20 protein-coding genes and 1 tRNA gene are annotated in these 22,630 nt (G+C 69.5%); 10 read left to right on the top strand and 11 right to left on the bottom strand.

Features of this window, described 5'->3' with window-relative positions; all coding sequences use genetic code 11:
- Positions 1-58 precede the first annotated feature (58 nt).
- Positions 59-1,687 (bottom strand): cytochrome c oxidase subunit I, encoded by a 1,629-nt coding sequence (gene ctaD / locus MTDSW087_RS16020; protein ID WP_144765604.1) that lies wholly within the window; start codon positions 1,685-1,687, stop codon positions 59-61.
- A 77-nt stretch (positions 1,688-1,764) separates the two neighbouring features.
- Positions 1,765-2,604 (bottom strand): cytochrome c oxidase subunit II, encoded by an 840-nt coding sequence (gene coxB / locus MTDSW087_RS16015; RefSeq protein ID WP_144765602.1) that lies wholly within the window; start codon positions 2,602-2,604, stop codon positions 1,765-1,767.
- A gap of 300 nt (positions 2,605-2,904) precedes the next feature.
- Between coxB and fdhD the strand changes: the two genes are divergently transcribed.
- Entirely contained in the window at positions 2,905-3,747 is an 843-nt protein-coding gene (gene fdhD, locus MTDSW087_RS16010; RefSeq protein ID WP_144765600.1) for a formate dehydrogenase accessory sulfurtransferase FdhD, read from the top strand.
- A gap of 239 nt (positions 3,748-3,986) precedes the next feature.
- Here fdhD and MTDSW087_RS16005 read toward each other — a convergent pair whose 3' ends face one another.
- The gene (locus MTDSW087_RS16005) at positions 3,987-5,015 is read right to left on the bottom strand and encodes a hypothetical protein (RefSeq protein ID WP_238178628.1); all 1,029 of its coding nucleotides are present in this window, start codon (positions 5,013-5,015) and stop codon (positions 3,987-3,989) included.
- A 605-nt stretch (positions 5,016-5,620) separates the two neighbouring features.
- Between MTDSW087_RS16005 and gltB the strand changes: the two genes are divergently transcribed.
- Positions 5,621-10,321, top strand: a complete 4,701-nt coding sequence (gene gltB, locus MTDSW087_RS16000) for a glutamate synthase large subunit (protein WP_144765598.1) — start codon at positions 5,621-5,623, stop codon at positions 10,319-10,321.
- 103 nt (positions 10,322-10,424) lie between these two features.
- Positions 10,425-11,858, top strand: a complete 1,434-nt coding sequence (locus MTDSW087_RS15995) for a glutamate synthase subunit beta (RefSeq protein ID WP_144765596.1) — start codon at positions 10,425-10,427, stop codon at positions 11,856-11,858.
- Between the two features lie 9 nt (positions 11,859-11,867).
- Here the strand turns inward: MTDSW087_RS15995 and MTDSW087_RS15990 are convergent, their stop codons facing one another.
- The 3 genes from MTDSW087_RS15990 to galE all read right to left on the bottom strand — a co-directional run bounded on the left by MTDSW087_RS15990 (position 11,868) and on the right by galE (position 15,539).
- Positions 11,868-13,262: an SGNH/GDSL hydrolase family protein gene (locus MTDSW087_RS15990; protein WP_144765594.1), complete on the bottom strand. Its 1,395-nt coding sequence runs from the start codon at positions 13,260-13,262 to the stop codon at positions 11,868-11,870.
- Between the two features lie 77 nt (positions 13,263-13,339).
- Positions 13,340-14,548: a lytic murein transglycosylase gene (locus MTDSW087_RS15985; protein ID WP_144765592.1), complete on the bottom strand. Its 1,209-nt coding sequence runs from the start codon at positions 14,546-14,548 to the stop codon at positions 13,340-13,342.
- 1 nt (position 14,549) lies between these two features.
- The gene (galE, locus tag MTDSW087_RS15980) at positions 14,550-15,539 is read right to left on the bottom strand and encodes a UDP-glucose 4-epimerase GalE (RefSeq protein WP_144765590.1); all 990 of its coding nucleotides are present in this window, start codon (positions 15,537-15,539) and stop codon (positions 14,550-14,552) included.
- Positions 15,540-15,727: 188 nt separating this feature from the next.
- On the opposite strand from galE, the gene galU reads away from it, so the two are divergent.
- On the top strand, positions 15,728-16,594 hold the full coding sequence (galU, locus tag MTDSW087_RS15975; RefSeq protein WP_144765665.1) for a UTP--glucose-1-phosphate uridylyltransferase GalU: 867 nt from the start codon (positions 15,728-15,730) through the stop codon (positions 16,592-16,594).
- A 242-nt stretch (positions 16,595-16,836) separates the two neighbouring features.
- Here the strand turns inward: galU and MTDSW087_RS15970 are convergent, their stop codons facing one another.
- Positions 16,837-17,739, bottom strand: a complete 903-nt coding sequence (locus MTDSW087_RS15970) for an N-formylglutamate amidohydrolase (RefSeq protein ID WP_144765588.1) — start codon at positions 17,737-17,739, stop codon at positions 16,837-16,839.
- Between the two features lie 208 nt (positions 17,740-17,947).
- Here MTDSW087_RS15970 and cpdR point away from each other — a divergent pair, with 208 nt between their 5' ends.
- The 4 genes from cpdR to MTDSW087_RS15950 all read left to right on the top strand — a co-directional run bounded on the left by cpdR (position 17,948) and on the right by MTDSW087_RS15950 (position 20,015).
- On the top strand, positions 17,948-18,304 hold the full coding sequence (cpdR, locus tag MTDSW087_RS15965; protein ID WP_003603128.1) for a cell cycle two-component system response regulator CpdR: 357 nt from the start codon (positions 17,948-17,950) through the stop codon (positions 18,302-18,304).
- 81 nt (positions 18,305-18,385) lie between these two features.
- Positions 18,386-18,655, top strand: coding sequence for a glutaredoxin 3 (grxC, locus tag MTDSW087_RS15960; RefSeq protein WP_144765586.1), 270 nt, complete (start codon positions 18,386-18,388; stop codon positions 18,653-18,655).
- Positions 18,648-19,502: a carbon-nitrogen hydrolase family protein gene (locus tag MTDSW087_RS15955; RefSeq protein WP_144765584.1), complete on the top strand. Its 855-nt coding sequence runs from the start codon at positions 18,648-18,650 to the stop codon at positions 19,500-19,502. Before grxC ends, MTDSW087_RS15955 begins: the two co-directional genes overlap by 8 nt.
- Before the next feature lie 69 nt (positions 19,503-19,571).
- The gene (locus MTDSW087_RS15950; RefSeq protein WP_144765582.1) at positions 19,572-20,015 is read left to right on the top strand and encodes a DUF1178 family protein; all 444 of its coding nucleotides are present in this window, start codon (positions 19,572-19,574) and stop codon (positions 20,013-20,015) included.
- Positions 20,016-20,057: 42 nt separating this feature from the next.
- On the opposite strand, the gene MTDSW087_RS15945 is transcribed toward MTDSW087_RS15950, so the two are convergent.
- On the bottom strand, positions 20,058-20,546 hold the full coding sequence (locus MTDSW087_RS15945) for a disulfide bond formation protein B (protein WP_186383869.1): 489 nt from the start codon (positions 20,544-20,546) through the stop codon (positions 20,058-20,060).
- Positions 20,546-21,127 carry a YqaA family protein gene (locus MTDSW087_RS15940; protein WP_144765578.1) on the bottom strand — a complete coding sequence of 194 codons (582 nt, stop codon included), beginning with the start codon at positions 21,125-21,127 and terminating at the stop codon, positions 20,546-20,548. Before MTDSW087_RS15940 ends, MTDSW087_RS15945 begins: the two co-directional genes overlap by 1 nt.
- Before the next feature lie 141 nt (positions 21,128-21,268).
- Between MTDSW087_RS15940 and MTDSW087_RS15935 the strand changes: the two genes are divergently transcribed.
- Positions 21,269-21,353, top strand: a tRNA-Leu gene (locus MTDSW087_RS15935).
- A gap of 119 nt (positions 21,354-21,472) precedes the next feature.
- On the top strand, positions 21,473-21,712 hold the full coding sequence (locus MTDSW087_RS15930; protein ID WP_280525272.1) for a LysR substrate-binding domain-containing protein: 240 nt from the start codon (positions 21,473-21,475) through the stop codon (positions 21,710-21,712).
- Positions 21,713-21,745: 33 nt separating this feature from the next.
- On the opposite strand, the gene MTDSW087_RS15925 is transcribed toward MTDSW087_RS15930, so the two are convergent.
- The gene (locus MTDSW087_RS15925; RefSeq protein ID WP_144765574.1) at positions 21,746-22,129 is read right to left on the bottom strand and encodes a nuclear transport factor 2 family protein; all 384 of its coding nucleotides are present in this window, start codon (positions 22,127-22,129) and stop codon (positions 21,746-21,748) included.
- Between the two features lie 80 nt (positions 22,130-22,209).
- The gene (locus MTDSW087_RS15920; protein ID WP_144765572.1) at positions 22,210-22,593 is read right to left on the bottom strand and encodes a winged helix-turn-helix transcriptional regulator; all 384 of its coding nucleotides are present in this window, start codon (positions 22,591-22,593) and stop codon (positions 22,210-22,212) included.
- Between the last annotated feature and the right edge of the window lie 37 nt (positions 22,594-22,630).

Raw genomic sequence — 22,630 nt, 5'->3', positions numbered from 1 at the left:
GAGGACCGCGTCGGCGGTCCTCGCAAGGGGCCCGGGGAGATCCCCGGGCCGGTCGTCCTCAGTGGTGGCCCGGCTCGTCGACGATGCGGGGCAGCGTCTCGAACTGGTGGAAGGGCGGCGGGGAGGACAGGGTCCATTCCAGCGTCGTCGCACCCTCGCCCCACGGGTTGTCCGCGGCCCGCTCCTTCGAGCGGAAGGCCAGGATCACGCCGATCACGAAGACGAACATGCCGAGGCCGAAGATGTGGCCGCCATAGGTCGAGACCTTGTGCCAGCCGGCGAAGGCCTCCGGGTAGTCGGCGTAGCGGCGCGGCATGCCGGCGAGCCCCAGGAAGTGCATCGGGAAGAACAGGACGTTCGCGCCGATGAAGGCCAGCCAGAAGTGCAGCTTGCCGGCCCATTCGGGGATCATGTGGCCGGTCATCTTCGGGAACCAGTAGTAGACACCGGCGAAGATGATGAACACGGCGCCGAGCGAGAGCACGTAGTGGAAGTGCGCGACGACGTAGTAGGTGTCGTGCAGGTACTTGTCGACGGCCGAGTTCGCCAGCACCACGCCGGTCACGCCGCCGACGGTGAAGAGGAAGATGAAGCCGACGGCCCAGTGCATCGCGGCGGTGAAGCGGATCGAGCCGCCCCACATGGTCGCGATCCAGGAGAAGATCTTCACGCCCGTGGGGACCGCGATCACCATGGTCGCGAAGACGAAGTAGGACTGCGTCTGGAGCGAGAGGCCGACCGTGTACATGTGGTGCGCCCACACGACGAAGCCGACGACGCCGATCGCGACCATCGCGTAGGCCATCGCGAGGTAGCCGAACACGGGCTTGCGCGAGAACGTGGCGATGATGTGCGAGACGATGCCGAAGGCCGGCAGGATCATGATGTACACTTCGGGGTGACCGAAGAACCAGAACAGGTGCTGCCACAGGATCGGGTCGCCGCCGCCGGCCGGGTCGAAGAAGGTCGTCCCGAAGTTGCGGTCGGTCAGCAGCATCGTGATCGCGCCGGCGAGGACCGGGAGCGACAGGAGCAGCAGGAAGGCGGTGACGAGCTCGGCCCAGGCGAAGAGCGGCATCTTGTGCAGCGTCATGCCCGGGGCGCGCATGTTCAGGATCGTGGTGATGAAGTTGATCGCGCCGAGGATCGAGCCCGCGCCCGAGAGGTGCAGGGCGAAGATCGCGAAGTCGACGGCGGGGCCGGGATGGCCGGCGGCCGAGAGCGGCGGATAGACGGTCCAGCCCGTGCCGGCGCCCGATGCGCCCGGCGCGCCCTCCACGAAGAGGGAGCAGACGAGGCTCATGAAGCCCGCCACCGTCAGCCAGAACGAGATGTTGTTCATGCGCGGGAACGCCATGTCCGGCGCGCCGATCATCAGCGGCACGAACCAGTTGCCGAAGCCGCCGATGAGGGCCGGCATCACCATGAAGAACACCATGATGAGGCCGTGGCCGGTGACGAACACGTTGTAGGTCTGCGGGTTGGAGAAGTACTGGAGCCCCGGCTCCTCCATCTCCATCCGGATGCCGAAGGACAGGAACGCGCCCACCATGCCCGCGCAGAAGGCGAAGAGCAGGTAGAGGGTGCCGATGTCCTTGTGGTTCGTGGAGAGGAACCAGCGTGCGAAGAAGCTTGGCTTGTGGTCGTGGTGGGCGTCATGCCCCGCATGTGCTGCGGCTGTGGCCATGGATGAGAACCTTAGGCGTTAGGTCTGTCTGATCTCGCGAAAGGGCGGGGCCGGCGGCCCCGCGCAAGGCTTGTCCGTCAGCGCGCGTCGGCGAACTTGGCGCCGTCGTCGAGGCGGGCGTACTTCGTCTTGGCCTCGGTGAGCCACTGCGCGTAGGCCTCGTCGCTGACCACGCGGACCGTGATCGGCATGTAGGCGTGGCGCTGGCCGCAGAGCTCGGAGCACTGGCCGTGATAGGTGCCCTCGCGCTCGGCCTTGAACCAGAACTGGTTCAGGCGGCCCGACACGGCGTCGATCTTGAAGCCGAAGGACGGCAGCGCCCAGGAATGCAGCACGTCGGTGGAGGTGACCTGGATCTTCACGATGTTGTTCACCGGCACGACCATGTCGTTGTCGGTGGCCAGAAGCTTCGGCTGCTTGTCCTCGTCGAGGTTGGCGTCGAAGGTGAAGCCGCCGCCGGCCTCCGTCTGCGGGTACTCGTAGGACCAGTACCAGGCGTGGCCGATCACCTTGACCGTCACGTCGGCCTTCGGATCGGAGAGCTGCGTGCGCAGCAGGCGGAAGGAGGGGATCGCCACGGCGACCAGGATGAGGACCGGGACGATGGTCCAGGCCACCTCGATGGCGGTGTTGTGGGTGGTCTTCGAAGGCGTCGGGTTCCGCTTCTCGCTGAAGCGGAACACGCACCACAGGATCAGCCCCAGCACGAAGAGCGAGATGGCGAGCGAGAGCCAGTGCAGGCCGATCTCGAAGGTATGGATGTCCCGGGCGTTCTCGGTGACCGCGACCTGGCGGTCCATCTGCCACGGCACCGGCTGGCCGATGCCAGCGGCGAACGTCTGTGCCGACGTGACGAGGAGGGCGCCGAACGCGGCCACCCCTGACAAGAATGGTGTTTTCGTCCGCGCCGTCCGCATGTGTCTCTCGCCTGCTCCCCTTGGAGACTGTTATTCTGATCGTCCCGCGACCCATCGACGTGGGCTTTGCGGACGCGATCGACCCCGCGGAAGGCCGGCCGTCAGGCCTGGGCTTTCCGATCGCGGTGTCAGATCACATGGACGTGCAAGGCGCAACCGTACAAGCGTCGCATGATGCGCTTTCTGGGCCGGCAAGCGGCAGGAAAGCGACGGCCCGGCGGCGCATCGCCGCGGCCCTGCGAGCATGATCGCCGCGCCGCTGCTATATCGGGGTTCCGACCGGTAACCCGTCAGCAGCCGATGCCCGCGACCGACCCCGACAGCGCCGACCTCTCGAACGCTCCGCCGACCTCCGTCCGCGTGCCGACGCGGATCCTCGCCTACAGCGAGGCGCCGCCGGTAGAGGAGACCCGTGCACTCGCCGTCGAGATGCCGGTGAACCTCGTCTACGGCAGCGTGCCCTACGCCGTGATGATGACGACGCCCGCCGACCTCGCCGACTTCGCCTACGGCTTCAGCCTCACCGAGGGCATCGTCGAATCCGCCGACGAGATCCGCGGCGTCGCCGTCGAGGAGGCGGAGGAGGGCCTGCGGGTGCTGATCGACCTCGTGCCGGGCCGCCTGCGCGAGCACCTCGCCCGCAAGCGCGCGATCAGCGGCCGCACCGGCTGCGGGGTCTGCGGCATCGACGACCTCGCCGCCCTGCCCACCGCCGAGACCCGCGGCGCGCCGGACCTGCGCGTCTCGCTCCGCGCCATCGAGCGCGCGCTCGCGGCCCTATCGGACGCCCAGGCGCTCAACCGCGAGACCCGGGCGGTGCACGCCGCCGCCTGGGCGGATCTCGACGGCACCCTCCTTGCGGCGCGCGAGGATGTCGGCCGCCACAACGCCCTCGACAAGCTGATCGGCGCTCTGATCCGCGAGGGCCGCGACCCGGCCTCCGGCTTCGCGGTGATCACCAGCCGCTGCTCGTTCGAGATGGTGGAGAAGACGGCCCGCCTCGGCGCGGCGGTGATCGTCGCGATCTCGGCGCCGACCTCCCTCGCCCTGGCCCGGGCGCGCATGCACGGCATGACGCTCTGCGCCATCGCCCGCTCCGACACGCTGACGAGCTTCTGCGGCGGGGAGCGCCTGAGCGCCTGAGGCCGTATTTCGGCACCCGACCTTTCAGGATCGGGCTTCCCCTCCCCCTTGCGGGGAGGGGTCAGGGGTGGGGGTGGCTCAGGAGGCACCGTGACGCCCGATCCTGCGCCACCCCCACCTCCGGCTCCTCCCCATCCAGATCGGGCCTGCCCGATCTGGATGGGCAAGGATAGATCTCGGGCAAGCCCGAGATCTGTGGGGAGGAGAGGCCCGCTCGCACCTGAACAGGCCTCGCCGAACTACTGCGCCGCGGCCCCGTCCTTCTCGACGGTGCCGGGCACGACGGTGGCGCCGCCGATGACGCGGACGTTGCGCCTTCCCTCGGGCGGGTCCTTCCATTCCTGCGCGGCCGGCTTCGCTTCGGCGGCCTTCGTTTCCACGGGCTTCGCCTCGGTCTGCTTCGCCTCCGGGAGCTTCGCCTCGGCGGGCTTGACCGCCTCAGGCGCCTTCGGCGCGTCGGCCTTGGGCGCGTCGGCCTTGGGCGCATCGGCCTTGGCATCCACCGGGGCTTTCCGCGCCGCGGCGGGCTTCGGCGCCTCCGGGGCGTTGCGGAGGGCGGGCTTGGCCTCGACCGGTCGCAGGTCGGGGGCGGGCGCCACGCGGGCGACCTTGCGCGGCGCGGGCGCGGTCCGGCCGGAATCGGGGTTCACCCCGTAGGGATTGCCCGCGGGGTTGGCGGCGGCGGGCGCAGGCTCGCGGCGGCCGGGCTCCGGGACAGCCGGGACCGGCGCGGGGGCCGGGGCGATGCCGCGCGGCGGATAGACGCCGCTGCGCCCGGCGCCCGGGATGTCGGCGGGGGGCACGAGGCGCTCGGCGACGCGGCCGGGGCCGCGCATCTCGTCCTCCTCGGTCCAGCCGTAGCCCGGCGCGGCCGGGCGCGGGCGGACCACCTCGACCGGCGCGTCGAGCCGCTGGCGCGACAGGATCTCGCCGTCCTCGGGGTCGACGAAGAGGCGCAGGCGCGCGCCATTGGGGCCGAATGCCTCGACCACGTAGGCGCGCCCGTCGAAGCGCGGCCGGCCGATTCCGGTGAAGCCGCGGTCGGCGAGCCGCCAGGCCACGGCACGGGGCGGCAGGATGTCGTCCTCGAAGACGGCCTGGGCCAGGGCGCCCTGCTGCGCGAGGCCGATCTGGGCGAGGCCCGCCAGGAGGGCGACGGCCGCCATCATCCGGAGGCGCCGCGGGCGCGGCTGCGCCCCGGTCGCGGTCCCGCGCGCGATTCGCCCGCTCGCCTGCAGGCCGGTATCCAAGCGTGTCCCGAGGTTCATGCGTGTCCCGAGGTGTCCCGTCCGCTGATGCTCGCGCTGCCGGCTGGCGGAGGCGCGGCCCCGGAGCCCGATACGCTGGTCCGGAACCGCGCCGGCAGGTTCATTGCCCGCATGCCGCTTGTGCTCGGCGTGAGCGGTTAGACGGCACGATTCGGGCGAGATTGCGGGGACTTGGCGGGGGCGCGGATGCGCCGCCATGGCGGTGACCGGCCCGCGGCGCAAGCGGACGCGGAACACCTCTTGCTGGAACCCCTGAAATCTGTCACTTTCCAGCATTAGGACAGTACGCCTGTCCCATTTACGTCAGCGGGGCGGCCGGACCGGCAGCCCGTTCTCAAGGCAGGGATCTCGCCCGATGCGCGCGGCGGCGTCGAAGAAACGGCGGACGTCGATCGCCGGAGCGGCGGTCCAGGCCCGCGCCGGCTGACTTCAAGGGCCGGCGGCGAGCCCGCGGGCGGCGGGCGCTTCCCCTTGGGGAAGACCCGGCCTCACCCGACGAGATGAATTGACAGCCCGGCATCCATGGATGAACGGGCACGAAACATGCTCGGATGCCGGGCGTGGCGGCGCAGGTGGTCGTGGTGAACGTGAGGAAAGAGTCGGGCATGGCAGCTTCGGGCAACGCGAATTCCGCCCCGGCGCCGCGTGGCGGCCCCGCGCCGCTGATCGTGCGCGATCCGGCCCTGCCGGCGGCGCAGGGCGCCTATCATCCGGGCCATGAGCGCGACGCCTGCGGCGTCGGCTTCATCGCCGACATGCGCGACCGCCGCAGCCACGCGATCGTCGAGCAGGGCCTGAAGATCCTGGAGAACCTCGACCATCGCGGCGCGGTCGGCGCCGACCCGAAGATGGGCGACGGCTGCGGCATCCTCACCCAGATCCCGCATGCCTTCTTCGCGGAGGAATGCTCGCGCCTCGGCTTCGAGCTGCCCCCGGCCGGCCAATACGCCATCGGTCAGCTCTTCCTGCCCAAGGCCGACGAGCCGCGCGCGATCATCGAGGACATCGTCACCAAGTCGCTCGCCGACGAGGGTCTGCCCCTGCTCGGCTGGCGCGACGTGCCGGTCGACTCGGCCGACCTCGGCAAGGCCGTGCTCGAATCCGAGCCGCATCACCGCCAGGTCTTCATCGGCCGCCCCGCCAGCGTCACCGACGACGACGCCTTCGAGCGGCGCGTCTACGTCGCGCGCAAGGTCATCTCCGGCAAGGTCTACGCGGCCGGCCGCGAGGACAAGCGCCTGATGGAGTTCTACCCGGTCTCGGTGTCGAGCCGCACCATCGTCTACAAGGGCATGGTGCTGGTGACCCAGCTCGGCGGCTACTACCTCGACCTGAAGGACGAGCGCTTCGTCTCGGCGCTGGCCCTCGTGCACCAGCGCTTCGCCACCAACACCTTCCCGACCTGGCGCCTGTCGCACCCCTACCGGATGGTCGCGCATAACGGCGAGATCAACACGCTGCGCGGCAACGTGAACTGGATGGCCGCGCGCCAGGCCAGCGTCGATTCGGAGCTGTTCGGCAACGACATCTCGAAGCTCTGGCCGATCTCCTACGAGGGCCAGTCCGACACCGCCTGCTTCGACAACGCGCTCGAGTTCCTGGTGATGGGCGGCTACCCGCTGGCCCATGCCATGATGATGCTCATCCCCGAGGCCTGGGCCGGCAACCCGCTGATGAGCGAGGAGCGGCGCGCCTTCTACGAATACCACGCCGCCCTGATGGAGCCGTGGGACGGCCCGGCCGCGGTGGCCTTCACCGACGGCCGCCAGATCGGCGCCACCCTCGACCGCAACGGCCTGCGGCCCGCCCGCTACATCGTCACCGACGACGGGCTCGTGGTGCTCGCCTCCGAGCTCGGCACCCTGCCGATCCCGGACGAGAAGATCGTCGAATCCTGGCGCCTGCAGCCGGGCCGCATGCTGCTGATCGACCTCGCCAAGGGCCGCATCGTCTCCGACGAGGAGATCAAGGGCGAGCTCGCCGGCGCCAACCCCTATGCCGAGTGGCTGAAGAACAGCCAGATCGTGCTGGAGGACCTGCGCCCGGTGCAGCCGCGCGAGTCGCGCTCGGACGTGAGCCTGCTCGATCGCCAGCAGGCCTTCGGCTACACCCAGGAGGATCTCAAGCTCCTGATGCAGCCCATGGCCGTGACCGGCCAGGAGGCGGTCGGCTCCATGGGCTCGGACACGCCGCTGCCCGCGCTCTCCGACAAGCCGAAGCCGCTCTACAGCTACTTCAAGCAGAACTTCGCGCAGGTGACGAACCCGCCGATCGACCCGATCCGCGAGGAGGCCGTGATGAGCCTCGTCTCGTTCATCGGGCCGCGGCCGAACCTGCTCGACATGGAGGGGGCCTCGCGCCGCAAGCGGCTCGAGGTGCGCCAGCCGATCCTGACGAACAGCGACCTGGAGAAGATCCGCTCCATCTCGCATTTCGAGGACCGCTTCGACACCCGCACCCTCGACATCACCTTCCCGGCTGAATCCGGCGCGGCGGCGATGGAGGGCGCGCTCGACCGCCTTTGCGACCGGGCCGAGGCCGCGGTGCGCGGCGGCTACAACATCATCATCCTGACCGACCGCGCGGTGGGGCCGGACCGGATCCCGATCCCGGCGCTGCTCGCCACCGCGGCCGTGCACAACTACCTGATCCGCAAGGGGCTGCGCACCTCGGTGGGCCTCGTGGTCGAATCGGGCGAGCCGCGCGAGGTGCACCACTTCGCCTGCCTCGCCGGCTACGGCGCCGAGGCCGTGAACCCCTATCTCGCCTTCGAGACGCTGATCGCGATGAAGGACGAGTTCCCGCCGGACCTCGTCGATGACGAGATCATCTACCGCTACATCAAGTCGATCGATAAGGGCCTGCTGAAGGTGATGTCCAAGATGGGCATCTCCACCTACCAGTCCTATTGCGGGGCGCAGATCTTCGACGCGATCGGCCTGAACTCGTCCTTCGTCGAGAAGGACTTCTTCGGCACCGCGACGATGATCGAGGGCGTCGGCATGGCCGAGGTGGCCGAGGAGACGGCGCGCCGTCACCGCGACGCCTTCGGCGACGCGCCGATCTACCGCAACGCCCTCGATGTCGGCGGCGAGTACGCCTACCGGCTGCGCGGCGAGACCCATACCTGGACCCCGGACACGGTGGCGACGCTCCAGCACGCCGTGCGCCTCAACCTGCCCGAGCGCTACCGCGAATATGCGCGGATCGTGAACGAGCAGGAGAACCACCTGAAGACCCTGCGCGGGCTCTTCCGCATCAAGAATGCGGCGGAGATCGGCCGGCAGCCGGTGGATATCGACGCGGTCGAGCCGGCGGTGGAGATCGTCAAGCGCTTCGCCACGGGCGCGATGTCCTACGGCTCGATCTCGAAGGAGGCGCACGAGACGCTCGCCATCGCGCTGAACTCGTTCGGCGGCCGCTCGAACTCGGGCGAGGGCGGCGAGGAGGTCGAGCGCTTCAAGCCCCTGCCGGACGGGCGCTCGCGCCGCTCGGCCATCAAGCAGGTGGCCTCGGGCCGCTTCGGCGTGACGACGGAGTACCTCGTCAACGCCGACATGATGCAGATCAAGGTCGCGCAGGGCGCCAAGCCCGGCGAGGGCGGGCAGCTGCCCGGCCACAAGGTCGACGCCAAGATCGCCAAGGTCCGCTACGCCACGCCCGGCGTCGGCCTGATCTCGCCGCCGCCGCATCACGACATCTACTCGATCGAGGATCTCGCCCAGCTGATCTTCGACCTGAAGAACGTGAACCCGGCGGCCGACGTCTCGGTGAAGCTCGTCTCCGAGGTCGGCGTCGGCACGGTCGCGGCGGGCGTCGCCAAGGCGCGCGCCGACCACATCACGATCTCCGGCTATGACGGCGGCACGGGCGCGGCCCCGCTGACCTCCATCAAGCATGCCGGCGGGCCCTGGGAGACCGGCCTCGCGGAAACGCAGCAGACGCTGGTGCTCAACCACCTGCGCGGCCGCGTCGCCCTGCAGGCGGATGGCGGACTCCGCACCGGCCGAGACGCCCTGATCGCCGCGCTTTTAGGCGCCGACCAGTTCGGCTTCTCGACCGCGCCGCTCATCGCGGCGGGCTGCATCATGATGCGCAAGTGCCACCTGAACACCTGCCCGGTCGGCGTGGCGACGCAGGATCCGGTGCTGCGCAAGCGCTTCAAGGGCACGCCCGAGCACGTGGTGAACTACTTCTTCTTCGTGGCCGAGGAGCTGCGGGAGCTGATGGCCGGCATGGGCTTCACCAAGCTCGACGACCTGATCGGCCGCTCCGACCTCCTCGACAAGAAGGAGGCGATCGACCACTGGAAGGCGCGCGGCCTCGACTTCACCAAGCTGTTCCACCGGCCGGAGGTCGGCCCCGAGGTGGCGATCCGCCATGTCGAGCGCCAGCACCATCCGATCGACACGGTGCTCGACCGGCGCCTGCTCGCAGGGGCGGCGTCGGCCATCGAGACCGGCACGCCGGTGGTGGTCGAGGACGTGATCCGCAACTCTGACCGCGCGGCGGGCGCGATGTTGTCGGGCGCCGTCGCCAAGGCGCACGGCCATGAGGGCCTGCCCGACGACACCATCGTGGTGAAGCTGTCCGGCACCGCCGGCCAGAGCTTCGGCGCCTGGGTGGCGGCCGGCGTGACCATCGAGCTCACCGGCCACGGCAACGACTATGTCGGCAAGGGTCTCTCGGGCGGCAAGCTGATCATCCGCCCGAGCGAGGCGCTGAGGTCGCCGGACGGCCGCACCATCATGGTGGGCAACACGGTGCTCTACGGGGCGATCGCGGGCGAGTGCTACATCCGCGGCGCCGCGGGCGAGCGCTTCGCCGTGCGCAATTCCGGCGCCATCACGGTGGTCGAGGGCATGGGCGACCATGGCTGCGAGTACATGACCGGCGGCGTCGTGGTGTCGATCGGCGAGACGGGCCGCAACTTCGCGGCCGGCATGTCGGGCGGCATCGCCTACGTGCTGGACGAGGACGGCTCGTTCTCGAAGCGCTGCAACCTCTCCATGGTCGATCTGGAGCCCGTCGAGGAGGAGGACGACCTGATGCGCCGCTTCCACCAGGACGGCGACTTGGAGACCAAGGGGCGCGTCGACATCCTCGCCGACATGTCGGGCCACGACGAGGAGCGGCTGTCGCAGCTCATCACCAACCATCTCAAGTACACGGGCAGCCCGCGCGCCAAGGCGATCCTCGACGACTGGGCGAGCTACCGCACCAAGTTCGTGAAGGTGATGCCGGTGGAGTACCGCCGCGCGCTGCGCGAGATGGAGATGGCGCGGATGCCGGTGGCGGCGGAATAGAAGCCGCCGTCAGGCCGGGCGGTTCGCCGCCCGGTCACGCTCTCACGATAACGGAAGACGCGGGCAGCGCCGTCACGGGACGCGCCAGCCCAGGGGCTGATCGATGGGCAAGATCACGGGTTTCCTCGAATTCGACCGGCAGGAGCAGAAGTACCAGCTCGCCGCCGACCGGATCCGGCATTTCCGCGAGTTCACGCTGCCGCTCGACGAGCACGACCTTACCAAGCAGGCGGCCCGCTGCATGGATTGCGGCATCCCGTTCTGCCACGGCCCGACCGGCTGCCCGGTGCACAACCAGATCCCGGACTGGAACGATCTCGTCTTCCAGTCGGACTGGGAGGAGGCGTCGCGCAACCTCCACTCCACCAACAACTTCCCCGAGTTCACCGGCCGCGTCTGCCCAGCCCCCTGCGAGGAAGCCTGCACCCTGAACCTCGAGAACCAGCCGGTCGCCATCAAGACGATCGAGCAGGCGATCGCCGACCGAGCCTGGAACATGGGCTGGGTCAAGCCCGAGCCCGCGAGCGAGCGCACCGGCAAGCGGGTGGCCGTGGTCGGCTCCGGGCCGGCCGGCATGGCGGCGGCCCAGCAGCTCGCCCGCGTCGGCCACGACGTGCACGTCTTCGAGCGCGAGCCGAAGGCTGGCGGCCTGCTGCGCTACGGCATCCCCGACTTCAAGATGGAGAAGCGGCACATCGACCGCCGCGTGAAGCAGATGGAGGCCGAGGGCGTCGTCTTCCACTACAACCAGAATATCGGCGTCACGAAGTCGGTCGACGAGCTGAAGGCCGAGTTCGACGCGGTGATCTTCTGCGGCGGCGCCGAGGATCCGCGCAACCCGCAGCTCCCGGGCCAGGATTTCGAGGGCGTGCACTACGCGATGCCCTACCTCGTCCAGTCGAACCGCCGGGTCGGCAACGAGCCGATGCGCGGCAACGGCGAGCTGCCGATCATCGCGGCCGGCAAGAACGTCGTCGTCATCGGCGGCGGCGACACCGCCTCCGACTGCGTCGGCACCGCCTTCCGCCAGGGCGCACTCTCGGTGACCCAGCTCGACATCCGGCCGCGCCCGCCGGAGCGCGAGGACAAGCTGACCGTGTGGCCCTACTGGCCGACCAAGATGCGGACCTCCTCCAGCCAAGCCGAGGGCGCCGAGCGCGAGTTCCAGGCTGCGACGCTGCGCCTGGAGAGCAACAAGAAGGGCCATGTCACGGGCGTCGTCTGCGCCCGCGTCGACGCGAGGCGCCAGCCGATCCCCGGCACCGAGTTCGTGCTGCCGGCCGATCTCGTCTTCATGGCGATCGGCTTCGCCGGCTCGATCGAGAAGGGCCTCATCGAGCAGTCGGGCATCGCGATGACCAAGCGCGGCAACATCGAGGCCAACGAGGAAGACTATCGCACCTCGGACGAGAAGATCTGGGCGGCGGGCGACATGCGCCGCGGCCAGTCCCTCGTCGTCTGGGCGATCCGCGAGGGCCGTCAGGCTGCCCAGGCCATCGACGAGCACCTGATGGGCTCGTCCATCCTCCCGCGCTGAGGCGACGGCTCAGCCCGGCGGCCAGCGGAAATCGTCGGCGCGCCCGGGCTGCGGCAGGGGCGCGCCGCCACGTTGCAGGGTGCGCTCGACATTGCCCGAGGTGTCACCGTCCGGCTGACGTCCGCTCGTAAGGGTGCCGCCGGGCGAGATCTCGGCCCGGCCGAGCGGGACCACCGGCCCGGCTGCCGGCTTGACTGGAAGCGCCGGGATGCCGGGCGGCTCGGGCAGGCTCGGCAGCATCGCGGTGATCTGCCGGTCGATCGCGGCGACGTCGTCGAGCTTCGGCGGGCTGCCGTCGAGGCCGGGCGCCTGGGTCGGCGCGACGGCGGTGGCAGGCGCCTCAGGCGTGGCGGGGGCCGCGCTCCCCATCATCCGCTTCAGCTCGACATCGGCGAAATGGGCGAGCTTGCGCGCGCCCGCCCGGGTGAAGTGCACCCCGTCCGCCGTCCGCAGCTTCGCCGCCTGCCCCTCCAGATCGGGTCCTGTCATCGCGAAGCGGTTGCGGTCGTCCACGAAGCCGGGCCACGCATCGACGAAGGTGCCCCCGGCCTTCTGCACGGCCTCGCGCACGATGTCGTTGATGGCGGCGAGGTCCTTGGTCAGGCTCTCGCTGCGCACCGGCGGCGTTCCGACCCAGATCAGCGGCACCTTCTGGTCCTGGAAGACCTTCGCCAGCGCCTCGACGCGAGCCCGGTAGATCTCACGCCAGCGGTCGCTCAGCGCCTCGTAGCTCTGGTCGCCCTCGCGGATCGGCTGGCGGTCGTTCACGCCGAGCAGCACCACGGCGTAGGAGACCTTGTTCCCCTTGAGATAGTCCTCGGCGGCCTTGGCCCAGTCCACCACGTCCCGGCGGACGAGGCCGCTATCGCCCTTGGCGCGGTCGATCACGGCCACATCCGCATTGTCCTCGAACACATCGTCGAGGCCGCGGCTCAGGTGGTCGGCCAGCGAGTCGCCGAAGATCGCGATGCGCACGCTCGGCTCGGTCTTGGCGATCGCGGGCTTCGGAGCCTCGGTCGCGGGCGGCGGCTGCACCCGCCGCTTCACGGCGGGGCGATGGCTCTCTCGCGCGCCGTCCGCGGTGCCGACGGGCGGCTTGGGCCGGGGCCGCCGATAGTTCTGCTGGGGCTGCGGTGCGGCCTGCTGCGGCCGGTCCTCCCACGGCCAGTAGAATTGCCGCGGCGCCTCCTGGGGCGGCGCGTAGCGGCGCGGCTGCGGCTGGCGATAGCCGTCGTCGCGGTAATAGGCGTCGCGCGACCGGCGCCGATAGCCGTAATCCTGCGGCTGGTCGTAGCTGTCGCCCCATTGGGCGCGGGCCGGCTCAGGGACGGCGAACAGGGCGAGCACGGCGCAGGCGAGGGCAGGCAGGGACCTACGGACCGAGGCAAGCTTCGCCAGCGTCATCGAACCATCCTTCGCGCGAGCCGCGGCGATCATAGGAAGGAAACTAGGGCGGCTAAAGGTCCCGGACGACCGAAGGGTCACGGCCGACCGGTGAGCCGCGCGAGGAGGGCGGGCGTGGCGTAGCCGTCGGCGGGGAGATTCTCGCGGATCTGGTAGCGCCGCACCGATTCGCGCAGCTTCGGCCCGGCGCGGCCGTCGACATCGCCGGCATAGAGACCCTCCGCCTTCAGCCCCTCCTGGAGCGCGCGCAGGCCCGCAGAATCGAGGCGCGCCGCGGCGCTCGGCCAGGGTGCGGCGAGCGCCGGTCCACCGGCGAGGCGGTCGGCGAGGTGTCCAACCGCGAGAGCGTAGGAATCGGAGGTGTTGTAGGCGCGGATCACCTCGAAATTCTCGGTGATGAGGAAGGCCGGAGCGCCGAGCCCGCCGGGCAGGAACAGGCTCGCCGCGCCCGAGGCGGGGAGGGCACCGCCATCGAGGCGCCGCACGCCGCGGCGCGCGAAGTCGGACAGATCGCCCGCGTAGCGCGTCAGGTCGAAGCCGTCGGGAAGCGTCACCGCGTAGCCCCAGGACAGCTCCGGCTTCCAGCCGAGATCCGCCAGGTAAGCGGCGATCGAGGCGAGCGCGTCGGCGTCGCTGCGCCAGATGTCGCGATGCCCGTCTCCGTCGAAATCGACGGCGTGTTTCAGGAAGGTCGAGGGGAGGAACTGGACCTGGCCCATGGCACCGGCCCAGCTCCCCTTCATCCGATCCGGCGTGATGTCGCCGCGCTGGAGGATCTGGAGCGCGGCGAGCAGTTCCCCGCGGAAGAGGTCGCCGCGGTGCCGGGCCTGGGCCAGGGTCGCGAGAGCGCGGATCGTCGGGACGCTGCCCCCGCTCGCGCCGAAATCGGATTCGACGCCCCAGAAGGCGAGCAGGACCGGTGCGGGCACCCGATAACGCGCCTCGATCGCGGAGAGCGTCGCCGCGAGCGCCTTGCCGCGGGCCTGGCCGCGCGCGATCCGGCCCGCCGAGACAGCGCCGACGAGGTATTCCCAGACCGGCCGGCCGAACTCGCCCTGCCGCTTCGTCCTGGCGAGGATGTCCGGGTCCGGTCCGGTCACACCGGCGAAGGCCGCGTCAAAAGTCGCGCGCGACACGCCGCGCGCCTCCGCCTCGGGACGGAGCGCGGCGACGAAGCGGGCGAACTCGGACGAGGGCGCGGCTTTCGGCGCCGACTGGGCGGCGGCGGGGCCGACCGGCCCGGCGAGGGCGGCTAAGACGACGGCCAGCGCGACGAGCGGGCGCATCTCAGTGCCGGTTGCGCCGGGCGAGCGCCGCCTCCCAGTCCAGGGCTTGGCGCACGATTCCCTCCAGGTCGTCGTAGCGCGGGGTCCAGCCAAGACGCTCGCGGATGCGGTCGGCGCCGGCCACGATCCGGGCCGGATCGCCCGCGCGGCGCGGGCTCAGGCGCACCTCGAAGTCGCGGCCCGAGACGCGCTTCACCACGTCGACCACCTCCAGCACCGAGTAGCCGCGGCCGTAGCCGCAGTTCAGGGTCAGGCTCTCGCCGCCGGAGCGGAGATGGTCGAGGGCGACGCGGTGCGCCTCGGCGAGGTCGCTGACCTGGATGTAGTCGCGCAGGCAGGAGCCGTCCGGCGTCGGGTAATCGGTGCCGTAGACGTCGAGATGACTGCGCTGGCCGAGCGCCGCCTGGGTCGCGACCTTGATCAGGTGCGTGGCGTTCGGCGTCGACTGGCCGGAGCGGCCGCGCGGGTCGGCGCCGGCCACGTTGAAGTACCGCAGGATGACGTAGGTGAAGCCGTGGGCGCGCGCCGCGTCCTGGATCATCCACTCGCTCATCAGCTTCGAGCGGCCGTAGGGGTTGATTGGGTTGGTCTCCAGATCCTCCGGCACCGGCACGGTCGCGGGCTCGCCGTAGACGGCCGCGGTCGAGGAGAAGATCACGTGCTTCACGCCGGCCTTCACCGCCGCCTCGATGAGGGCGCGCGTCTTCACGGTGTTGGCGAGGTAGTAGCCGAGCGGATCGGCCACGGAATCCGGCACGACGATGCGGGCAGCGAAATGGGCCAGGGCGTCACAGCCGTTCTCGCGGATGGTCTTCGCGACCAGCGCCTCGTCCGCGACGTCGCCGAGGACGAGCTTCATCTCCGGAGGCAGCAGCCAGTCGAAGCCGGTCGAGAGATCGTCGAGCACGACCGCCTGTTGCCCGGCATCCTGCAGGGCCAGGACCATATGGCTGCCGATATAGCCGGCGCCTCCCGTCACCAGAACCGACATCCTCAAGCCCCCCACTTGCCTGCGGCATCGATGCGACGGCGATGCCCGACCGATTATGGCTACGGTTTTTTCACGGAAGAAGCCCGTCAGGGTTGTTCCGCATCCTTGCTGTTCACCAAGCCGTGCTATCTCTCAACCGCTGAACAGTCCGTCACCGGGCCACATCCCTCCTCGACTAGGTTCGCATGATGAAACCCATCCGCAAGGCCGTCCTCCCCGTGGCGGGTCTCGGTACCCGCTTCCTGCCGGCCACGAAGGCCGTGCCGAAGGAGATGCTGACGGTCGTGGACCGCCCCGTGGTCCAGCACGTGGTCGACGAGGCGCGCGAGGCGGGGATCGAGCACTTCATCTTCGTCACCGGCCGCGGGAAGGCGGTGATCGAGGATCATTTCGACATCGCCTACGAACTCGACCGCACCCTTCAGGAGCGCGGCAAGCAGGCCGCCTACGAGGAGCTGAAGAAGGACCTGCCGAAGGCCGGACAGACCAGCTTCACCCGTCAGCAGGCGCCCCTCGGCCTCGGCCACGCCGTCTGGTGCGCGCGCGAGATCGTCGGCGACGAGCCCTTCGCCGTCCTCCTGCCGGACATGCTGAGCCGGGGCTGCATGCAGCAGATGCTCGCGGCCTACGAGCGGCACGGCGGCAACGTCATTGCCACCGAGGAGGTCAAGCCGGAGGAGACGCACCAGTACGGCATCGTCAGCGTCGGCAAGACCTTCGGCCAGACCTTCGAGATCACCGGCATGGTCGAGAAGCCGAAGCAGGGCACCGCGCCGTCGAATTACATCATCTCCGGCCGCTACATCCTCCAGCCCGAGATCTTCACCATCCTCGAGAAGGGCGAGACCGGCGCCGGCGGCGAGATCCAGCTGACCGACGCGATGATCAAGCTCATGGCCGAGCAGAAGTTCTTCGGCATGCACTACGAGGGGCGGACCTACGATACCGGCTCGAAGATCGGCTTCCTCACCGCCAACCTCGCCTACGCGCTCGAGCGCCCGGACCTCGCCGAGCCGCTGAAGGCCGAGATCGCGCGTTTGCTGAACGGTGCGTGATGGCCCGGCGCCGCCGCTGAGCAGGCTCCTGCAAGCGGCGCCGTCGTCTCATGCAGCGAATGCATGCAAGCTCGACGATCCGCCCTTGCATTTTGTGCGGCGCACTTTACTTTGTGCATTGCGGGATCGCGATGGCGTCGCGGTCACGCAGCCCTTCTTGGGCGTTTCCTCCCTAGACTTCGGGCCGCTCCTTCGGGAGTGGCCTTTTTTCTTGGGCCAACGGCTTCCGCTCCGAACCGCTGCTACTCCGCCGCGATGCTGCGCGGGATCGGATCGGCGTAGCTCTCCGCCACCGTGGCGACCACCCAGCTCAGCGCCTCGACCAGCGCGTCGAACCCGCTCGTCACGGCGAGGCTCGCCTCGTTCATGTAGAGGGCGCGGTTGATCTCGATCTGGAGCGCGTGGCGGCCGAGATTCGGCTCGCCGTAATGCTCGGTGATGAAGCCGCCGGCATAGGGCTTGTTGCGCACCACCGCGAAGCCGCGGGTCCGGAACGCCGCCTCGAACCGCTCGATCAGGTCCGGCGCGCAGGCGGTGCCGAAGCGGTCGCCGAGCACGATGTCGGCCTTCGGGTCCGCCTCGCGGCCGAGGCTCGACGAAGGCATTGAGTGGCAGTCGATCAGGAAGCACTGGCCGAAACTGCGGGACGTGCGCTGGATCAGGGCGCGCAGGGCGCGGTGATAGGGCTTGTAGAGGTGCTCGATGCGCTGCACCGCCTCCTCCACGTCAAGGCGGCCGCCATAGATCTCCTGCCCATCGGCGACGACCCGCGGCACCGTCCCGAGGCCGCCCGCGACCCGCATGGAGCGGGTGTTGGCGAAGGGCGGCAGGCGCCCGTCGAACATGCGCGGGTCGAGCTCGTAGGGCTCGCGGTTCACGTCGAGATAGGCGCGGGGAAAGTTCGCCTTCAGCAGCGGCGCGCCCATCGCGACGACCGGCGCGAACAGGCGCTCCACATAGGCGTCCTCGGAGCGGCGCAGCGCCAGGGGCTGCAGGCGCGAGGCGGCGAGGAAGGCTGCCGGGTAGACCGAGCCGGAATGGCCGGTGTTGAAGACGAAGGGCAGGGTGTGGTCGGCCGGCTCGTCGATGGCGAAGGGAGACGAGAAGCCGAGGACGTCCGGCTGGTCCTGGTCTGTGACAGTCATCGCGTCCGAGGAACCCCGCCTGGATCGGCTCTGCGCATCCCCCCAGTCTGGTATGCCGATCGGCACCTGTCCACTGGCCTGCGCGGCGGCGGGTGCCGACACCGCGTGCGCTCCGTCACCCAGCACGCGCCCGGCGTCATAACCTCTTGTTTACCACCGGCTCCCTTTATGGAATGAACACGTCGAATCGAGGGTTCGGAACCGTCCGATGAAGATCCTGTTGGCGGAAGACGACAACGACATGCGGCGCTTCCTCGCCAAGGCGCTGCAGAATGCCGGCTACGACGTGCTCTCGTTCGACAACGGGCTCTCGGCCTACAACCGCCTGCGCGAGGAGCCGTTCGAGCTCCTGCTCACCGACATCGTGATGCCCGAGATGGACGGCATCGAGCTGGCGCGCCGCGCCACCGAACTCGATCCCGACATCAAGGTCATGTTCATCACGGGCTTCGCCGCGGTGGCCCTCAATCCGGATTCGAAGGCTCCGAAGGACGCCAAGGTCCTCTCGAAGCCGTTCCACCTGCGCGATCTCGTGAACGAGGTCGAGAAGCTGCTCGCGGCCTGAGCGGGGCCGCGTGGCACCGGCGCCATAGGCGGCGCGGTCGCCCTCGCCCTATATGACGTGTTCCATCCGCGGGACGCGTCCATGCCGCCTGTCACGATCTACACCACTGCCTGGTGCCCCTATTGCTCGGCGGCCAAGAGCCTGCTGAAGGAGAAGGGCATCGCCTTCCAGGAAATCGACGTCGAGAAGACGGCCGGTGCGCGCGCGACCATGGTCCAGCGGGCCGGCGGGCGGACCAGCGTGCCGCAGATCTTCGTCGGCGACACCCATGTCGGCGGCTGCGACGACCTCTACGCCCTCGATCGCAGCGGCAAGCTCGATCCCCTCCTGAAGGATGCAGCCGATGCCTGAGACGGCCTCGACCTTCATCGCCGCATGCGTGCAGATGCGCTCGGGCCGCGACCTGCTGGCGAACCGCGACGCGGCGGTGGCCGGCCTGCGCGAGGCGGCAAAGGCGGGCGCGCAATACGTGCAGACGCCGGAGATGACCTCGCTGGTCGAGCGCAGCCGCTCCCGCCTGTTCGAGGTGGTGACGGTGCAGGAGGATGATCCCGTTCTGGCGGCCCTGCGCGAGGCGGCGCGGGAGACGAAGACGGTGGTTCAGATCGGCTCGCTCGCCGTGAGGAACGGCGACAAGGTCGCCAACCGCGCCTTCCTGATCGATGCCGAGGGCGAGATCGTCGCGGCCTACGACAAGCTCCACCTCTACGACGTCGACCTCCCGAACGGCGAGACCTGGCGCGAATCCGCGACCTATACCGGCGGCGCCTGCGCCGTAGTGGCCGAGACGGCGCTCGCCCCGATCGGCCTCGGCATCTGCTACGATCTGCGCTTCCCGGCCCTGTTCCGGGCGCTCGCGGAAGCCGGCGCCGCGATCCTGACCGCGCCCGCCTGCTTCACCCAGCAGACGGGCGAGGCGCACTGGCACGTGCTGCAACGCGCGCGGGCCATCGAGACCGGCTCGTTCATGATCTCCGCCGCGCAGGGCGGCCGGCACGAGGATGGGCGCGACACGTTCGGCCACTCGATCATCGTCGATCCCTGGGGCCGGGTGCTGGCCGATGCGGGCGGCAATGAGCCGGGCATCATCCTCGCCGAGATCGACCTCACGCGGGTGGCCGATGCCCGCCAGCGCATCCCGGCCCTGGCCCATGCCCGGCCGTTCCGCGTCGAGCACGTCGGCGCCCGGTCGCACTGAGGTCCCGCCGCCACCATATTCCGTTTGAGGCGGATCCTGACCGCCGCGTATGCACCCGAAACCCCGATCATGATCCGCTACGCGCTCGCCTGTGAGGCCGGCCACACCTTCGAGAGTTGGTTTCCGTCCTCCGACTCGTATGACGAGCAGGTCGCCCGCGGTCTCGTGACCTGCCCGGTCTGCGAGTCGGCGAAGGTGTCGAAGACGGTGATGGCGCCGCGCCTCGCGCGCACCGACAAGGCGGAACCGGCCCCTGCGACCGCGCAACCGGTGCCGATGATCGCCGAGCCCGCCCGCCAGATGCGCGCCCTGCTGCGCGCCGTGCGCGAGCACGTGATGGCGAATTCCGAGCATGTGGGCGAGCGCTTCCCCGAGGAGGCGCGCAAGATCCATTACGGGGAGAGCGAGGAGCGCTCGATCTACGGGCAGGCGAGCCCGGACGAGGCGCGCGCCCTGGTCGAGGAGGGCATCGAGGTGGCCCCCCTGCCGGTCCTGCCAGACGACCGGAACTGAGGCATTGACCGCCGCCGGATGTCGGTCCGGCGGAGGGAAGCCCTACCGCTTGACCGCGCTCGTCCCGGCGACCGAGGCGAGCACGAAGGCGATCACTGCGTTCCAGCCCGCGAGCGAGATCCCCAGCACCCGAAGCGCCGCGGTCGAGCAATCGACCACCTTCACGCTTTGCAGCGCGTCGAGGAAGGCACCGACCTCCTTCGGGTTCGGGCCGGTGCCGCCGCCGCAATCGGTCGGGCCCGGCCAGAAGCCCCACTCCGCGCCGGCATGGTAGACCCCGAGCCCGGCCCCGTAGAGCAGCCCCACGGCCGCGAGGCCGAGCGCCAGGCGCGCCAGGCGCTCGGGGAGGAAAAGCCCGCCCAGCGCCAGGGGAATCGCGGCGTAGTAAGGCAGACGCTCGGTGAGGCAGAGCTTGCACGGCGCGTAGCCGTAGACATGCTCCAGCACCAGCGCGCCGCCGACCGTCAGCACGGAGCCGATCAGGACGACCAGAGCCGCCCGCTTGAGGCGCAGGAGTGCGGTCTCGTTGATCACAGGATCACCTTGAACAGGACGAAGCCGAGGACGATCACCGCCAGCGAGATCGCGGCGACGGCGTTGAGATGCCTGTCGAGCACGCCGCGGATCTGCACGCCGTAGCGGCCGAGCAGGGCCGCCAGCAGGAAGAAGCGCGCGCCGCGGGTGATCACCGAGAGCACGGTGAACCAGAACAGGCTGTAATGGGCGAAGCCCGAGGTTATGGTGACGAGCTTGTAGGGGATCGGCGTGAGCCCCTTGAGCAGGATCACCCAGTGGCCGTAGGTGGCGTAGGAGTCCTGGAAGGTCGTCGCCGAGTTCTGCAGCCCGTAGAGCTTGATCAGCCATTGACCGAGGGAGTCGAACAGCAGTGCGCCGATCGCGTAGCCGACGAGGCCGCCGAGCACCGAGGCGATGGTGGTGATGGTGGCGTAGAACCAGACCCGGTCCGGGCGGCTCACCGCCATCGGCACCAGCATCACGTCGGGCGGTACGGGGAAGAACGAGCTCTCCGCGAAGGCGACGGCACCGAGCGCCCAGGGCGCCGAGGGCTTGCCGCTAAGCGCGAGAATCCACTCGTAGAGGCGGCGGATCATGAACCACAGTCGCGTGCGTTGGGAGGGCGCGCCCTTTGAGCACAGGTCCGGGCCGCTGACCAGCTTGGTCGCGACACGGGAGGGCGAGCGTCTCGGGAGGGGCTGGTCGCAACGCCTAACCTGTGCGATGAGGCTCGCCGCGCGGGTATGGCGGAACTGGTAGACGCGGGCGACTCAAAATCGCCAGCCGCAAGGCGTGGGGGTTCGATTCCCTCTACCCGCACCACTCCTGAACTGAATTGCGAACTCCTTTCGGTTTGGGCTGGCCCGCGACGGCGTCGGCGAGATTGTCGTTGAAGCCGACGATGCGCAGGGTGTCGCAGGTGACGATCACTGCGTCCACGATTGAGGCGATGTAGGCCCTGCGCGCGACGACTGCCGTCGCTTCTTGCAGGCATCGGCGTGGCGGCGCTGCCGGATTTCATCGCGGCCGAGTACCTCGCCGACGGACGCTTGCTAATACTGCTGCCCGGCTGGAGCCTGCCCGGTGGATCGCTGTCCTTCGTCACGCCCAGTGCGCAGGCACGTCCCGCCAAGGTGGAGGCGCTTGCCGAGTTCTTCGCCGCATGGCTCTCGCCCCGGTGACGCAGCGAGGCGCGTGAACGAGCCGCTCGCCGCTCAGAACATCCCGTTCGGGTTGGCGGACATCTCTGGCAGGACCTGCAGCACGTCCCAATGCTCGACGATCTTCCCATTCTCGTCGAGCCGGAAGATGTCCATGGCCGCGTAGTCGTGGCTGCCCGGCCAGTGCTGGAAGCAATGCAGAACGACCAGATTTCCCTCGGCAATCGCCCGTTTCACCTCGACCCGCTTGCCCGGCCACTCACGCGCCATGCGCTCGAAATAGGCGATGAAGCCGGCCTTGCCGGTCGCCACATGCGGGTTGTGCTGGATGTACTCCTTGCCAACGTAGCGCTCGATGGCCTCACGCGGCTGGCACGCGTTGAACATCAGCTCGTAGAAGGCGATCACGTTCGCCTTGTTCCCTGCGAGATCGGCCATGCTGTCTCCCGAATGGCTGGGCAGATCGTATCATGGCGAATGAGGCCAGACTCGTTGACGTCCGTCCCCTGAGGGCGAGGTCAACCTTGGCGACGGGAGGTGGGCCGGGCTTCGAGGCCGTCGAGCGCGTCGGCATTCGCGCGGCCCCAGGCGTAAAGGAGCTCGACCGGTTCGACGAAGCGGGTCCCAAGGGACGTAAGCCGGTACTCGACCGCCGGTGGCACCGTGCCGGCCACGTGCCGGGTCAGGAGACCGCTGCCTTCCATCTCGCGCAGCGTCTGGGTCAGCATCTTCTTGGAGATGCCCGGCAGGCTGCGGTGGAGCACGCCCGTCCGTGCCCGGCCACCGTGGCGCGCATGCAGCGTGTGCAGGACCATGCTCGTCCACTTGGTCGCGAACAGCTCCAACACGCGCCGCGGCGCGCAATCCTCACGCCAGTCCTCGTCCGCGCTGCCGGGCTTCATGGTGGTTACCTCATGGTGCCTATGACCCCAAACGGTG

This window comes from Methylobacterium dankookense, assembly GCF_902141855.1.
In the GTDB taxonomy this organism is placed as follows: Bacteria; Pseudomonadota; Alphaproteobacteria; order Rhizobiales; family Beijerinckiaceae; genus Methylobacterium; species Methylobacterium dankookense.
This window is presented reverse-complemented; position numbering and strand designations above follow the sequence as displayed.

Excerpts from the sequence above, each read along its gene's own strand:
- ctaD (WP_144765604.1), bottom strand. The coding sequence starts at position 1,687 with ATGGCCACAGCCGCAGCACATGCGGGGCATGACGCCCACCACGACCAC.
- coxB (WP_144765602.1), bottom strand. The coding sequence starts at position 2,604 with ATGCGGACGGCGCGGACGAAAACACCATTCTTGTCAGGGGTGGCCGCG.
- fdhD (WP_144765600.1), top strand. The coding sequence starts at position 2,905 with ATGCCCGCGACCGACCCCGACAGCGCCGACCTCTCGAACGCTCCGCCG.
- MTDSW087_RS16005 (WP_238178628.1), bottom strand. The coding sequence starts at position 5,015 with ATGAACCTCGGGACACGCTTGGATACCGGCCTGCAGGCGAGCGGGCGA.
- gltB (WP_144765598.1), top strand. The coding sequence starts at position 5,621 with ATGGCAGCTTCGGGCAACGCGAATTCCGCCCCGGCGCCGCGTGGCGGC.
- MTDSW087_RS15995 (WP_144765596.1), top strand. The coding sequence starts at position 10,425 with ATGGGCAAGATCACGGGTTTCCTCGAATTCGACCGGCAGGAGCAGAAG.
- MTDSW087_RS15990 (WP_144765594.1), bottom strand. The coding sequence starts at position 13,262 with ATGACGCTGGCGAAGCTTGCCTCGGTCCGTAGGTCCCTGCCTGCCCTC.
- MTDSW087_RS15985 (WP_144765592.1), bottom strand. The coding sequence starts at position 14,548 with ATGCGCCCGCTCGTCGCGCTGGCCGTCGTCTTAGCCGCCCTCGCCGGG.
- galE (WP_144765590.1), bottom strand. The coding sequence starts at position 15,539 with ATGTCGGTTCTGGTGACGGGAGGCGCCGGCTATATCGGCAGCCATATG.
- galU (WP_144765665.1), top strand. The coding sequence starts at position 15,728 with ATGAAACCCATCCGCAAGGCCGTCCTCCCCGTGGCGGGTCTCGGTACC.
- MTDSW087_RS15970 (WP_144765588.1), bottom strand. The coding sequence starts at position 17,739 with ATGACTGTCACAGACCAGGACCAGCCGGACGTCCTCGGCTTCTCGTCT.
- cpdR (WP_003603128.1), top strand. The coding sequence starts at position 17,948 with ATGAAGATCCTGTTGGCGGAAGACGACAACGACATGCGGCGCTTCCTC.
- grxC (WP_144765586.1), top strand. The coding sequence starts at position 18,386 with ATGCCGCCTGTCACGATCTACACCACTGCCTGGTGCCCCTATTGCTCG.
- MTDSW087_RS15955 (WP_144765584.1), top strand. The coding sequence starts at position 18,648 with ATGCCTGAGACGGCCTCGACCTTCATCGCCGCATGCGTGCAGATGCGC.
- MTDSW087_RS15950 (WP_144765582.1), top strand. The coding sequence starts at position 19,572 with ATGATCCGCTACGCGCTCGCCTGTGAGGCCGGCCACACCTTCGAGAGT.
- MTDSW087_RS15940 (WP_144765578.1), bottom strand. The coding sequence starts at position 21,127 with ATGATCCGCCGCCTCTACGAGTGGATTCTCGCGCTTAGCGGCAAGCCC.
- MTDSW087_RS15925 (WP_144765574.1), bottom strand. The coding sequence starts at position 22,129 with ATGGCCGATCTCGCAGGGAACAAGGCGAACGTGATCGCCTTCTACGAG.
- MTDSW087_RS15920 (WP_144765572.1), bottom strand. The coding sequence starts at position 22,593 with ATGAAGCCCGGCAGCGCGGACGAGGACTGGCGTGAGGATTGCGCGCCG.